This window comes from Nocardiopsis suaedae (assembly GCF_027706745.1).
Taxonomy (GTDB): Bacteria; Actinomycetota; Actinomycetes; order Streptosporangiales; family Streptosporangiaceae; genus Nocardiopsis_A; species Nocardiopsis_A suaedae.
In genome coordinates, this window is record NZ_JAQFWP010000028.1 from 25,641 (window position 1) to 39,228 (window position 13,588).

Sequence of the window (13,588 nt, forward strand, 5' to 3'; positions counted from 1 at the left end):
AGGCTCGGTGGTCAAGGCGCGGTCCCGCGGTCCGGGGCGGGCCGCTCAGGCGCCGGGGGAGAGGCGCCCCTCCAGGCGGTCCAGGTCGTCGGCCAGGGCCGCCAGCGCCGCGTCGTCGGCCACGTCCCCGCCCTCCGGGGCACCGTACAGCAGCCGCCGCACCTGGGCCGGGTCGTCCCCGGTGCGCAGGGCGACCGCCGCGGCGACCGCGTCGGCGTCCGCGTCGGCCGCGAGCCCGACGGCGGTGCGCAGCCGTTCGGCGGTGTCCGCGCGCAGTGCCGCGGAGGCCCGGTCCCGGGCGCGCCGCGCGGCGTACAGCCGCGCCCGCCCCTCGGTGGTCTCGGCGGCCCGGACGACGACGGGCAGCCGCTCGGTGACCAGCGGCCCGAGGCGGCGGCCGCGCCACAGCGCCAGCAGCACCAGGGCGGCGCCCAGCGGCACCACCGACCAGCGCAGCGGCAGCGGGAGCAGGTCCCAGACGGTGCTCTGCCCGCTCTGCGCCGGCACGTCGGGCAGGAACCACACGACGTCCCGGCCGGACGCCAGGTTGAGCATGAGGGCGGCGTTGCCCTCCCGCCCCAGGCGCTCATTGGTCAGCGGGGCGGTGGCGCCCAGAACGGTGGTGGCGGCGCCGTCCGGGCGCTCGGCGACGACGAGGCCCTCGCCGCCGTCGACCGGGTAGCAGCCGGAGTCGCCGCCGCTGTAGGACTCGCCTCCGGCGTCGGCGGCCCCGGCCGCGCGCGCTGCGGGCAGGCGGCATTCGGGCTCCGGGGTGACATCGTCGCCGCGGCCGACCATCTCGACGCCGGGGGCGAGGAGACGCAGGGCGGGCCCGGTGGGGCGCACGGCCAGCACGTCGGCGTCGGAGGCGGCCAGCCGCTCCAGTTCGCCCCGGGTCAGCCGGTGGCTCGCGGCCAGCACCACCAGCGCGTCACCGGAGGCGGCGTCGAGCGCCGCGGCGCTGTCGCGGGCCACGGTCACCTCGCTGCCCTGCTCCTCCAGGATGTTCACCAGCGCGCGTGATCCCTCCGGGGTGGTCGCCTCGGGCTCCAGCGAACCGGTGCGCTCGGGACGCGCCCCCAGGGACACGACGAAGGAGAGCAGGACCAGCACCGCCACGACGGCGATGGGCCCGCGGGCGCGCCGCCAGCGGGCGCCCGCCTGGGACGGGGGAGCGGTCGTCACCGGGCGTCCTCCCGGGGGCGCGCGGCGGACAGCGCCTCGTCGAGCTCGCGCAGCGTGCGGTAGCCGTCAGGGGTGGCGGGGCGGTCGCCGTAGGCGCTGTCGTTGAACACCGCCGCGGCCGCCTCCAGGGCGGCCTTCTGGGCGGGCATCGCCTCGCCCGCGTCGGCGGCCAGCTCGGTGGCGGTCCGCCCGGGGCGCGGCGCCACCACGCCGCGCTCCTCCAGTTCCAGGGCGATGGCGCGCAGCCGCTCGCGGACCGCCGCCGAGTGGTCGCCGCCCGCGGCGTGCCGTTCGGCGGCGGCGCGGTGGTCGGCCGCGGTCTGCGGAGCGCGGTCCCCGAATAGGGCCTGCGCGGTGCGGACGTTGCGGGACGGGCGGGCGTAGACGATGAGCGCGACGACGACGAGTACCAGGAGCACCAGCAGCGGCCCCAGGGTCCACCACCCGCCGGGCAGGCCGGAGGCGCCCTGGAGGAACTCGCCCACCAGGTCCCCCAGGGCACTGAGGACACGCTGGAGCCACCCCGGCTCGGCGTTGCCGTAGGCGGGGTCGGACAGCTCTTCACCGGCGATGCGGGCGCCCTCCTCGCGGGTCACCACGGCGCGGCCCCCGGGGCCCCGCCGCCGGGAGGCCCGGCGGGCGGTGCGTTGGGAGGTTCATTGGGCGGCGCGGGCGGCGCGGGCGGCGGCTCCGGCAGGTAGACCTCGGGCCCGATGCCGCGCCCCTCCTGGGCGGCGGCCTGCAGCCGCAGGTCGAGGGCCTCACGGCGCATCCGCAGGTCGACGTAGAGAAGCCCGGTCACCCCGCTCAGGAACGGGGAGGTCACCGCGCCCCCGAGGACCGCGCCCAGGAAGATCGTCGCCGCGTAGACGACGGCGGCCAGCGACGCGTCGGGGATCAGGGCCATCCCCAGCGCGCCGCCGATGGAGAACGGCGTGGCCAGGACGCTCGCGACCATCTGCGTGACCAGCGAGGCCAGCAGCAGGATGCCGAAGGTGCGCCACCACGAGCGCTGCGTCAGCCGCCAGGACCGGGCCAGGGCCCGCCCGGCGCCCATCCGCTCCAGGACGGCGGCCGGCATCGCCAGGGCGGTCCGCACGTAGACCCACACCCCCAGCACGGCGGTGAGCAGCATGCCGCCGAGCAGGACCGGCACGCCGATCGCGGGGTCGGCCTCGACCGCCAGGAACACCCCGCCGATGAGCGCGCCGAAGAACAGCACGAACCAGCCCACGCCCATGAGCAGCAGCAGCCCGGCCACCCCGAGGACGGCGCCGGTGCGCGGGGCGAACCAGGTGAACGCCTCGCGGACGGTGGGCCGCTGCCCGAGCACCGCCATGCCGATCACCGCGGCCAGCACCCCGGCCAGGACGGCGGCGCCGACGAACTGCACCACCAGCCCGGCGGCGTTGAGCGCCAGGGTGCCCACGGAGAACGGGAACGCCGTGTCGGCGGAGGTCCCGGCGTCGACCTGGGCGGTGACCCGGTCGATGTCATTGAGCATGCTGCCGCTGCCGATCGACGGCAGCAGCGCGATGACGGCCGACAGCATGACCGCGATCCCCATGACCGTGCGGGGGTTGCCGCGGATGTAGGAGAAGGCGCCGTTGAAGATGTCGCCGAGGGTGAGCGGGCGCAGCGCGATGATGCCGGGGCGCGGCACCGGCGGCGGCCCCCATCCCCATCCGGGGGCGCCGTGGCCCGCGTGTCCGCCCGGGGGCGGGCCGGGGGGCGGGCCCGGGGGTGCGAACCCGGGCGGCGCGGCGGGGCCCTGGGGCGGGGGCGTCCCCCCTCCGCCGGGGACGGCCCATGGGCCCGGGGGGTGGGCCCCCTCGGGGCCCGGAGCGCCTCCGGGGCGGCCCTCGTCGTGCGTCATCTCTCCTCCGCCGTCCATCCGTCACGTGGGGACACCCACGCTATGCCAGATCTCCCGCGGGACGGGGCGCGCCCCGGGGGAGCGCGTGCCCGCCACCCTCGTGAGCGGCGCGTCCGTCCGTTCGTTTTGTATGCTTTCGGTTATCTACCGACCAAGTCGCGCGATGTTCGGAGGCGGACCGCCCGGGCGGCGTCCACGGACGGCGGACGGGGCGGGGAGCACAGCGATCGGGGAGGCGATCGGGCGGAGGCCGCCGGGCGACCGGGGCGAACCGCAGCCGGACCCGCCGGGGAGATGGCAAGGTGTGGGTGAGAACACGGCTCCCGCCAGGGACCCCGGCAGTAGTGACCGCAGTTCGCCGCTTGAGTGTCCAGAAAGGAGAAGGCGCTGGGTGACGCGTCCCCCGCGGGGGAGGCGGACCGGGTGCCGGAAGCATTGATGAAGGGACGCGTACTGGTCGTCGACGACGACCTCGCCCTCGCCGAGATGCTCGGCATCGTCCTCAGAGGCGAGGGCTTCGAGCCGACGTTCGTGCACGACGGGGACAAGGCGCTGGAGGCCTTCCGCGAGTCCAAGCCCGACCTGGTGCTGCTGGACCTGATGCTGCCCGGCACCGAGGGCATCGACGTGTGCCGGCAGATCCGCACCGAGTCGGGCGTGCCGGTGGTGATGCTGACCGCCAAGGGCGACACCGTCGACGTGGTGCTCGGCCTGGAGTCGGGCGCCGATGACTACATCGTCAAGCCCTTCAAGCCCAAGGAGCTGGTGGCGCGCGTGCGCGCGCGGCTGCGCCGCACCGAGGAGCCCGCCCCCGAGGTGCTCCAGATCGGCGACATCACCATCGACGTGGCCGGGCACGCGGTGCGCCGCGACGGCGAGCCGATCAGCCTCACCCCGCTGGAGTTCGACCTGCTGGTGGCGCTGGCCCGCAAGCCGCGCCAGGTCTTCACCCGCGAGGTGCTGCTGGAGCAGGTCTGGGGCTACCGGCACGCCGCCGACACGCGCCTGGTCAACGTGCACGTCCAGCGCCTGCGGGCGAAGATCGAGAAGGACCCGGAGCACCCCGAGGTCGTGGTGACCGTGCGCGGCGTCGGCTACAAGGCCGGCGGCGCGGCCTGACCGGAACCGGACAGCGGACGTGGCGAGCGGCGGCACCGGCGGACCCGACGAGCCGGCCGAGGCGGCGGAGGCCGACGAGGCCGCCCCCGGGCGGCTGCACCGGGTGAGCACGGGGCTGCTCCGCGGGTACCTGGCCGCCCAGCGGGCCGCCCGGGGCCTGGTGCGCTGGGTGCACCAGCGCTGGCGCTCCTCGCTGCAGCTGCGGGTGGTCTCCAGCACGCTGGCGATCTCGGTGGCGGTCGCCGCCGTGCTCGGGTTCTTCCTGGTGCAGCAGGTGCGCAGCGGGCTCCTGGAGGCCCAGCGCGAGGCGGCGCTCAGCGACCACGCGAACGGGGTGAGCAGCGCGATCAACGCGCTGCAGGACGGTGACCAGTCGGTCGACCCGGACCAGCAGCTCGAGGACATCGCCGACGAGCTGTCCGGCGGCCGCGCCGAGTCGGGCACCTACGACGTGATGATCCTGCCCAGCGTGGCGGGCAGCCGCGGGTTCGTCGCCGGGGACGTGCGCAGCTCCTCGGTGCCCGAGCGGCTCCGCGAGCAGGTACAGGCCTCGGGGACCGGCGAGCCGCCCTACTGGACCTACACCACCATCCGCCGCGAGCGCACGGCCGACGAGCCGGGCCTGGTGGTGGGCGCCCCGCTGTCGCACACCTACGAGCTGTACTACGTCTTCCCCCTCACGCACGAGCAGAACATCCTCGACCTGGTGCAGAACACCCTGTTCGTGGTGGGTGCGCTGCTGACCCTGGTGCTCGGGGTGATCTCCTACCTGGTCACCCGGCAGGTGGTCAGCCCGGTGCGGGCGGCGGCCGGGTCGGCCGAGCGGCTGGCCGAGGGCGACCTGAACGAGCGCATGCAGGTGCGCGGCACCGACGACCTGTCCCGGCTCGCGGTCTCCTTCAACGAGATGGCCGGGAGCCTCCAGGAGAAGATCCAGGAGCTGGAGGAGCTGTCCAAGTCCCAGCGCCAGTTCGTCTCCGACGTCTCGCACGAGCTGCGCACCCCGCTGACCACCATCCGGATGGCCGGGGACCTGCTCTACGAGCAGCGCGACGACCTCGACCCGACGATGAACCGGTCGGTGGAGCTGCTCCAGGGCCAGCTGGAGCGGTTCGAGGAGCTGCTGGGCGACCTGCTGGAGATCAGCAGGCACGACGCCGGGGCGGCCACGCTGGCGGTGGAGCCGGTCGACATCCGCGACTGCGTGCTCAAGGCGGTGGGCGACTCCGAGCAGATCGCCGAGAAGCGCGGCATCAAGGTGGTGCTCCGGCTCCCGGCCGAGCCCTGCACCGCGGACATGGACTCCCGCCGGATCACGCGCATCCTGCGCAACCTGGTCGTCAACGCCATCGAGCACAGTGAGGACCGGGACGTGGTGGTGACGGCCGCCTGCGACCGGGACGCGGTGGCGGTGGCCGTGCGCGACTTCGGGGTCGGGCTCAAGGAGGGCGAGGAGCACCTGTGTTTCGACCGCTTCTGGCGGGCCGACCCGGCCCGCGCCCGCACGACCGGCGGGACCGGGCTGGGGCTGTCGATCGCCAAGGAGGACGCCCAGCTGCACGGCGGGTGGCTGCAGGCCTGGGGCGAGCTCGGCGCCGGGTCGCAGTTCCGCCTCTCCCTGCCCCGCGCCTCCGGAAAGGAGCTGCGCGGCTCCCCGCTGCCGCTGGTCCCGCCGGAGCGCTCCCTGGGACGGGGACGGGCCGCCCGCCCCGCGCCGGAGGAGGCGCCCGAGGCCGAGCCCGGGCGCGCCGCCGAGCCGGGGCGGACCCCCGCCGCGGGGGAGGTCGGATGAGACGCGCCCAGGCCCGCACCGGCGCCGCGGCCGGCGCCCTGGCGGTGCTCATCGCCGGGGGATGCGCCACCGTGCCCTCGGCCGGGCCCATCGCCCAGAGCGACCGCGGCGGCGAGTCGCCCGCCGCCTCCGACTCCTACGTGCGCATGCTGCCCGCCGGCCCCCAGCCGGGGGTCAGCGAGGTGGGACTGGTCGAGGGCTTCCTCAAGGACATGGCCAGCTTCGAGGACAACCACGCCGCCCCGCGGCGCTTCCTGCTCCCCGACCGCAGGGCCTCCTGGTCGCCGGACGACTCGGCGCTGGTCTACGAGAGCATGGACTCGGTCTCCCTGGACGTGGAGCCGGGCGCCGACGAGGACACCGCCACGGTGCGGATGCGCACCCCCGAGGCGGCCTCCATCGGCTCCGACGGCCACTACGTGGCCGGGGACGGCGGCGAGATCATCGACGTCGACTTCGAGCTGTCGCGCGACGCGGACGGCGAGTGGCGCATCGCCGACCTGCCCGACCGGCTCATCCTGGCCCGCGGGGACGTGGAGCGGGTGTACCGCCCGCTCAACCTGTACTTCTTCAACCGGGACCGCTCCACCCTGGTGCCCGACCCGGTCTTCCTGCCGGTGACCTCCGACGACGTGGCCACCCGGCTGGCCAAGAAGGCCGTCGCCGGGCCGACCCGGTGGCTGTCCCCCGCCGTGGACTCGGCGTTCCCCGAGCAGGCCACCGCCGACGTGGCCTTCGACGGCGGCCGGGTGACGGTGGAGCTCGGCGGCCGCACCCCCTCGGCCTCGGACCGCGCGGACATGGAGGCCCAGCTCGCCTGGACCCTCAAGCAGCTCCCCGAGGTGCAGGAGGTGGTGCTGCGCGCGGGCGGGGAGGAGAGCCGCATCCCCGGGGACGAGGAGGAGTCCCTGCAGGGCGGCACCGAGCAGTGGGGGGACGTGAACCCCTCCGGTGTGGACCGCAGCCTGAACGCCTACTTCGTGCGCGAGGGCCGGCTGTGGAGCATGAAGGGCGAGGAGGACGGCGCCACCCCCGAGGTCGCCGCCGTGCCGGGGGCGCCCGGCCGGGCCGGCCGGGGGCTGAACGGGTACGCCGTCTCGCTGGACCAGAAGCACTTCGCGGCGGTGGACGCCGAGAACGACCGGGTGATGCTGGCCGACTCCGGTGACGACGCCTTCCGGCCGGTGCTGGAGGGCGGCGAATTCAGCGCGCTGTCCTGGGACGGCTACGGCAACCTGTGGGCCGTGGAGCGGACGCCGGGCGGCTCCGAGGAGGACGCCGGGGACGGGGACGAGGACGCGGAGCAGGACGGCGGTTCGGACGGCGGTTCGGACGACGGCGGGGAGGACGAGCCGGAGCCGTCCACACGGGTGTGGATGCTGCGCGAGGGCACGGACCCGGTGGAGGTCACCGTCCCCGGCCTGAACGACCGGAGGGTGACCCAGCTCCGGCTGTCCCGCGACGGGACCCGCGCCGCGGTCATCACCGAGGAGGGCGACGCCGGGGGCCGCCTGTGGGTGGGCCGGGTGTCCGTGGGGGCCGACGGGGACGTGCGCCTCGGCGGGTTCATGGCCCTGGCGCGCGATGTCGGCGAGGTCGTCGACGTGGCCTGGCGCGGCGGGGACCAGCTCGCCGTCCTGGGCACGCAGCGCGACGGGGCGGTCCGCGGATACCTGGTCCCGCTGGACGGCGGCACCGCGCCCTCCAGCGTCGGCCCGCTGTCCGGCGCCCGCACCATCGCGGCCGCCCCCGACCTGCCGCTCCTGGCCGGGGCCGACGACGACCAGCTCTGGCTCACCGCCGACCGCGTGATGTGGCAGCGCGCCACCGAGGGCACCGACCCGGTCTTCCCGGGGTAGCCCCGCCCCCATCCGCGTGAAAGGGCTCTGTCCACAGGGGCGCGGCCCGTTCCCCGTGGCGGTCCCGGGGCGCGCACAGTGGCGGCATGCCGTTCTTCGGACGTCTCCCCGCGTTCCTCCGAGCACTCGGCGGGCTGGTGCTGGGCGAGTGCTGCCGCGCCTGCGGGCGGCCGGGCGCCCTGGTCTGCCCCGAGTGCGCGGACGCGCTCGCCGCCCGCCCGCACCGCTGCGCCCCGCGCCCCGGCTGCCCCCCGGCCTGGGCCGCCGGACCCTACACCGGCGCGGACCGCGCCCTGCTCCTCGCCTACAAGCACGGCGGCGCCCGTGCGCTCGCCGCGCGGTCGGGGGTCCGGCTCGCCGCCGCCGTCGCGGCGGCCGCGCCGGGGCCGCGCCCCCTCCTCCTGGTCCCGGTCCCCGCGCGCCCGCAGAGCGTGCGCCGCCGGGGCGGGGACCGGACCGTCCCGCTCGCCCGCTCCGCCGCGCGCGAGCTGCGCCGCCGGGGGCGCGCGGCGGTGCACCGCCCTCTGCTGCGGCACCGCCGGAGGGTCGCCGACCAGGTGGGCCTGGGGCGCGGCGAGCGGAGGGGGAACCTGGCCGGGGCGCTGGAGGTCCGGAGGGGCGCTCCGCACGGCCTCGCGGGTGATCCGGTGCTCATCGACGACGTCGTCACGACCGGGGCCACGCTCGCGGAGGCGGCCCGCGCCCTGCGCGCGGGCGGCGTGCGGGTCCGTGCGGCGGCGGTCCTCGCCGAGCGGCGGTGAGCGGCGCCGACCCGTGGGGCCGGTGGGGTCCCTGTGGCCGCTGTGGCGCGTGGGGTCCCTGGGCGGGACGGGCGCCAAAAAACTTTTGCCCGCGCCCCGGAGGGGGCCCACTCCGGTGGCGGGACGGGCCATCCGGGCCGTTTCCAGGGGCTCCGGGGCGAATTCTCCACCTGACAAGAGGCGGTTCTCGGGTTAGCGTTTCGGACATGGCACCCGCCCGGGTCCGTGGTTGCGCCGGGGTGCGCTGCGCCGGAAGGCGGAGCGGACCGCGGCAAGCCGATGCCAGGCGCAGGCGAAACGGCCCACGTAAGGCGACTTTTCGTCGTCCGATCACGGTGCGCCTTAGAGGTAAGTCCTGCCTCGCAGAGGGTCCGGATGACCCTCGGCCGCGGGAGAAGGGCAGTAGTCGCACGCGAAGCGGCGGACCCCTCAGCAGGCGGATGTGGGGACGAAGACCAGGTCGGCCGGGCGGGTGGCATCCTCTCTTCCCCGGCTGTCCCGAATGTGATGTTCCCTGCCGTGAACTGGGCTTCTCTCACACGATGCGCGGGTGATCACGGCGGTGATCCGGGGTATACGCAAAGCCATAGCGACCCGTCGCGAGCCGTCCGGACCCCGGCGGGGCCGGGCGGGCGGAAGGAGGAGCCCTTCTCATCCCCACGCGCGCAGCGCGCCGGGATGCACCAACGGCCTGGCCGCCGTGCGGCGGCTGAGCGATCAAGGGGGTCTTGTGGACATCATCGTCAAGGGGCGACGTACCGAGATCAGCGACAAGTTCCGGCAGCACGTCGAGAACAAGCTCACCAAGCTCTCCAAGTGGGAGCGCAAGGGCATGAGCGTCGACGTCGAGGTCTCCCGGGAGCGCAACCCGCGTCAGGCGTCCCAGAGCGAGCGCATCGAGCTGACGATCCACTCCACCGGCCCGGTCATCCGCAGTGAGGCGTCGGCCGACGACCGCTACGGCGCCCTCGACCTCGCGCTGGACCGGGTGGAGTCCCGGCTGCGCAAGGCCGTCGACCGGCGCAAGGTCGGCAAGGGGCGGCGCGCTCCGGTGTCGGTGGCCGCCGCCACCGCCGACCTGGCCGAATCGGGCGCTCCGGGCGCGGTCGCGGTGCCCGCGCCGTCCGCCCCGGCGGCGGCCTCCGGTGAACAGGCCCGGTTCGACGACGGGTTCGTCGAGCTGGACACCCAGGGGGAGGCGCCGCTCATCGTGCGGGAGAAGTCGCACTCGGCCAAGCCCATGAGCATCGACCAGGCCCTCATGGAGATGGAGCTCGTGGGCCACGACTTCTACCTGTTCCACGACGAGGACAAGGACGCCCCCAGCGTCGTCTACCGGCGCAAGGGCTTCAACTACGGGGTCATCCGGCTGACGGACTGACCCGGCCCCTGCGCTCAGGCCCCGGCCCGGCGGCGCTCGGCCTCCAGCTCCCGGTCGCGCTCCTTGATCTTGTGCAGCGGCGTGCTGTGCGGCTCCTCCGACTCCCGGTGCGGGTCGTCCAGCACCACGTCGGTGAAGATGTCCCCGGCCACGCACACCGCCAGCCCGGCCAGGGCCGCCACCGCCGCCACGATGAGCAGCCACGGCGTGGCGGTCACCATCGCCAGCGCCGCGGCCAGCGCGCCGGCGACCACCAGCGCCACCCCTGCCCAGGAGCGCACGCGGCCGCGGTGGTCGCTGGTCGGGGCGAAGCGCCCCCCTTCCCTCTGATAGCCGCGGATGCGGGCGTCGTAGCGTCCGGCGTCCCGTCCTGCCGCGTCCTCGTGTGCGCGCCGATCGGTCATGGCGGGCTCCCCCCTTCGCCGTGCCCCTGAACCGTGGTCCGCGGGCCCCGCGGACCCCCCTCCTCCTCCCGATATACCCGGTGGCGGCCCGCGGCCCGCATCCGAGAGCGCAGCGCGCGCGGGACGCGGCGAGACGCGGGCGGGACGGTGAGGCAATAAGCTCACCTAGGATGGAAGGCTGGGGGTCAAGGACACCGTCCCGCCTCCGGACGCGGGCCCCGATCTGCTGAGGAGCGCAGAGCAAGTGCCAGGCATACTCGACAAGGTCCTCCGCGCGGGAGAAGGCAAGATCCTGCGCAAGCTGAAGAAGCTCACGGACCAGGTCAACTCGATCGAGGAAGATTTCGCCGACCTCACCGAGGCCGAGCTCCGCGAGCTCACCGACGAGTACCGGGAGCGCCTCAAGGACGGTGAGAAGCTCGACGACCTGCTTCCCGAGGCCTTCGCCACGGTCCGCCGCGCCGCCCAGCTCACCCTCGGCCAGCGCCACTTCGACGTCCAGATCATGGGCGGGGCCGCGCTGCACCTCGGCAACATCGCCGAGATGAAGACCGGTGAGGGCAAGACCCTGACCTCCACCCTGCCGGTGTACCTGAACGCGCTCACCGGCGACGGCGTGCACGTGGTCACCGTCAACGACTACCTGGCCCGCCGCGACGCCGAGAACATGGGCCGCATCTACCAGCTGCTCGGCCTCGAGGTCGGGGTGATCAGCCCGGACATGAAGCCCGAGGCGCGCCGCGCGGCCTACGCCGCCGACGTCACCTACGGCACCAACAACGAGTTCGGCTTCGACTACCTGCGCGACAACATGGCGCTGTCCATGGACGCGCTCGTGCAGCGCGGCCACAACTTCGCCATCGTCGACGAGGTCGACTCCATCCTCATCGACGAGGCCCGCACCCCGCTGATCATCAGCGGCCCGGCCCAGCAGAACTCCCGCTGGTACGAGGTCTTCTCCAAGATCGCCCCGCGCCTGCGCCGGGACGAGGACTACGAGGTCGACGAGAAGAAGCGCACGGTCGGCATCAACGAGTCCGGCGTCGCCAAGGTCGAGGACCAGCTGGGCATCGAGAACCTGTACGAGCCCGCGAACACCTCGCTGGTCTCCTTCCTGAACAACGCGATCAAGGCCAAGGAGCTCTACCGCAAGGACAAGGAGTACATCGTCAACGACGGCGAGGTGCTCATCGTCGACGAGTTCACCGGGCGCGTGCTGCGGGGCCGCCGCTACAACGAGGGCATGCACCAGGCCATCGAGGCCAAGGAGCGCGTGAAGATCAAGGACGAGAACCAGACGCTCGCCAAGATCACGCTGCAGAACTACTTCCGCCTCTACGACAAGCTCTCGGGCATGACCGGCACCGCCGAGACCGAGGCGGCCGAGTTCCACCAGACCTACGGCATCGGCGTGGTGCCCATCCCCACCAACAAGCCGATGATCCGCGCGGACGAGAAGGACCTCGTGTACAAGCACGAGGAGGGCAAGTTCGACGCGATCGTCGAGGACATCGCCGAGCGCCACGAGGAGGGCCAGCCGGTCCTGGTGGGCACCACCAGCGTGGAGAAGTCCGAGCTGCTGTCCAAGCTCCTCAAGCGCCAGGGCGTCCCGCACGAGGTGCTCAACGCCAAGAACCACGCCCGGGAGGCCTCGATCGTGGCCCGCGCCGGGCGGCTGGGCGGGGTCACCGTGGCCACCAACATGGCCGGCCGCGGCACCGACATCATGCTCGGCGGCAACGCCGAGTTCATGGCCGACGAGGAGCTGCACGGGCGCGGCCTGACCCCGCTGGAGACGCCGGAGGAGTACGAGGCCGCCTGGCCGGAGGCGCTGGAGAAGGCCGAGAAGGAGGTCGCCAGCGAGCACGAGCAGGTCGTCGAGGCCGGCGGGCTGTACGTGCTGGGCACCGAGCGGCACGAGTCGCGGCGCATCGACAACCAGCTGCGCGGCCGCTCCGGGCGCCAGGGCGACCCCGGCATGAGCCGGTTCTACCTGTCGCTGCGCGATGACCTGATGCGCATGTTCAACAGCGCCCGGGTCGAGATGATCATGGAGCGCACCAACTTCCCGGATGACCAGCCGATCGCCTCGGGCATGGTCACCAAGGCGATCCAGAGCGCGCAGACCCAGGTCGAGGCGCAGAACTTCGAGATCCGCAAGAACGTCCTGAAGTACGACGAGGTGCTCAACCGGCAGCGCAAGGTCATCTACTCCGAGCGCCGCAAGGTGCTGGAGGGCGCCGACCTGCAGGACCAGGTCGCCGGGATGGTCGACGACGTGCTGGACGGGTACGTGCGCTCGGCCACGGCCGAGGGCGACGCCGCCGACTGGGACCTGGACAAGCTCTGGACCGCGTTCAAGCAGGTCTTCCCGATCTCCTTCACGGTGGACGACCTCATCGAGGAGAACGGCGGCCTGGGGTCGCTCTCCCCGGACCTGATCTCCGAGCGGGTCCGCGAGGACGCGCACGCCGCCTACGCCAAGCGCGAGGAGGAGCTGGGCTCGGAGGCGATGCGCGAGGTCGAGCGGCGCATCGTGCTGCAGGTGATGGACCGCAAGTGGCGCGAGCACCTGTACGAGATGGACTACCTCCAGGAGGGCATCGGCCTGCGCGCCATGGCCCAGCGCAACCCGCTGATCGAGTACCAGCGGGAGGGCTACGACATGTTCCAGGAGATGCTGGCCGCCATCAAGGAGGAGGCGGTCGGCCACGTCTTCAACGTCGAGGTGCAGGTCAAGGGCAAGAAGGAGGTCAGCGCCCCCTCCGCGGCGGCGGCCGCGGCCGCCAACGGCGCCGCGGTGTCCGCGGCGGTGGGCACCGCCTCCGAGGAGGAGGCCGAGGCCGCCGGAATGGACGCCGGGGAGGCCGACGGCGAGGCCGCCGGGGACGGCGGCCCCTCCGCGGAGGACGGGGGCGCCGACGGCGCCGAGGAGGTCGTGGTCCCGGGCTTCGGCAGTGACCGGGGCCCGGACCGGCTGCAGTACTCGGCCCCGTCCGAGGACGGCGGGGTGGACAAGCGGACCGAGACGGTGGAGGACTCCTACGCCGGGACGCCGCGCAACGCCCCCTGCCCCTGCGGGTCGGGCAAGAAGTTCAAGAAGTGCCACGGCGACCCGAAGAACAAGTAGCCGCGCCTTCACGCTGATCGGGGCCGCTCCCTCCGGGAGCGGCCCCGTCGCATGCGCGGAAGGGGACGGGGAGAGAAAGGG

Annotated in this window: 10 protein-coding genes; 6 read left to right on the forward strand and 4 right to left on the reverse strand. The window is 74.1% G+C overall.

Annotated elements, in window-relative coordinates:
• Positions 1–45: 45 nt before the first annotated feature.
• From O4U47_RS15915 to O4U47_RS15925, 3 genes are read right to left on the reverse strand one after another with little or no spacing between them, the layout of a single operon-like run.
• Positions 46–1,185, reverse strand: a complete 1,140-nt coding sequence (locus O4U47_RS15915; protein WP_270678648.1) for a DUF4350 domain-containing protein — start codon at positions 1,183–1,185, stop codon at positions 46–48.
• Positions 1,182–1,781 (reverse strand): DUF4129 domain-containing protein, encoded by a 600-nt coding sequence (locus O4U47_RS15920; protein WP_270678687.1) that lies wholly within the window; start codon positions 1,779–1,781, stop codon positions 1,182–1,184. The genes O4U47_RS15915 and O4U47_RS15920 overlap by 4 nt, the downstream gene beginning before the upstream one ends.
• On the reverse strand, positions 1,778–2,848 hold the full coding sequence (locus tag O4U47_RS15925) for a glycerophosphoryl diester phosphodiesterase membrane domain-containing protein (protein ID WP_270678649.1): 1,071 nt from the start codon (positions 2,846–2,848) through the stop codon (positions 1,778–1,780). The genes O4U47_RS15920 and O4U47_RS15925 overlap by 4 nt, the downstream gene beginning before the upstream one ends.
• A 651-nt stretch (positions 2,849–3,499) precedes the next feature.
• On the opposite strand from O4U47_RS15925, the gene mtrA reads away from it, so the two are divergent.
• The 5 genes from mtrA (at position 3,500) to hpf (ending at position 9,973) form a co-directional block, all read left to right on the forward strand.
• Positions 3,500–4,180 (forward strand): MtrAB system response regulator MtrA, encoded by a 681-nt coding sequence (gene mtrA, locus O4U47_RS15930; protein ID WP_270678650.1) that lies wholly within the window; start codon positions 3,500–3,502, stop codon positions 4,178–4,180.
• 19 nt (positions 4,181–4,199) lie between these two features.
• Positions 4,200–5,972, forward strand: coding sequence for an MtrAB system histidine kinase MtrB (mtrB, locus tag O4U47_RS15935; RefSeq protein WP_270678651.1), 1,773 nt, complete (start codon positions 4,200–4,202; stop codon positions 5,970–5,972).
• A complete protein-coding gene (locus tag O4U47_RS15940) occupies positions 5,969–7,831 on the forward strand; it encodes an LpqB family beta-propeller domain-containing protein (protein ID WP_270678652.1) in 1,863 nt (620 codons plus the stop codon). The genes mtrB and O4U47_RS15940 overlap by 4 nt, the downstream gene beginning before the upstream one ends.
• An 86-nt stretch (positions 7,832–7,917) precedes the next feature.
• Positions 7,918–8,592, forward strand: coding sequence for a ComF family protein (locus tag O4U47_RS15945; protein ID WP_270678653.1), 675 nt, complete (start codon positions 7,918–7,920; stop codon positions 8,590–8,592).
• A gap of 730 nt (positions 8,593–9,322) precedes the next feature.
• On the forward strand, positions 9,323–9,973 hold the full coding sequence (gene hpf, locus O4U47_RS15950) for a ribosome hibernation-promoting factor, HPF/YfiA family (RefSeq protein WP_270678654.1): 651 nt from the start codon (positions 9,323–9,325) through the stop codon (positions 9,971–9,973).
• 14 nt (positions 9,974–9,987) lie between these two features.
• On the opposite strand, the gene O4U47_RS15955 is transcribed toward hpf, so the two are convergent.
• On the reverse strand, positions 9,988–10,377 hold the full coding sequence (locus O4U47_RS15955; RefSeq protein ID WP_270678655.1) for a hypothetical protein: 390 nt from the start codon (positions 10,375–10,377) through the stop codon (positions 9,988–9,990).
• Positions 10,378–10,621: 244 nt separating this feature from the next.
• Between O4U47_RS15955 and secA the strand changes: the two genes are divergently transcribed.
• Positions 10,622–13,507: a preprotein translocase subunit SecA gene (gene secA, locus O4U47_RS15960; protein WP_270678656.1), complete on the forward strand. Its 2,886-nt coding sequence runs from the start codon at positions 10,622–10,624 to the stop codon at positions 13,505–13,507.
• Positions 13,508–13,588 lie beyond the last annotated feature (81 nt).

What these genes read in the sequence shown, in the direction of transcription:
- mtrA (WP_270678650.1), top strand. Translation starts at nt 3,500, where the DNA reads ATGAAGGGACGCGTACTGGTCGTCGACGACGACCTCGCCCTCGCCGAG.
- O4U47_RS15940 (WP_270678652.1), top strand. Translation starts at nt 5,969, where the DNA reads ATGAGACGCGCCCAGGCCCGCACCGGCGCCGCGGCCGGCGCCCTGGCG.
- O4U47_RS15945 (WP_270678653.1), top strand. Translation starts at nt 7,918, where the DNA reads ATGCCGTTCTTCGGACGTCTCCCCGCGTTCCTCCGAGCACTCGGCGGG.
- O4U47_RS15955 (WP_270678655.1), bottom strand. Translation starts at nt 10,377, where the DNA reads ATGACCGATCGGCGCGCACACGAGGACGCGGCAGGACGGGACGCCGGA.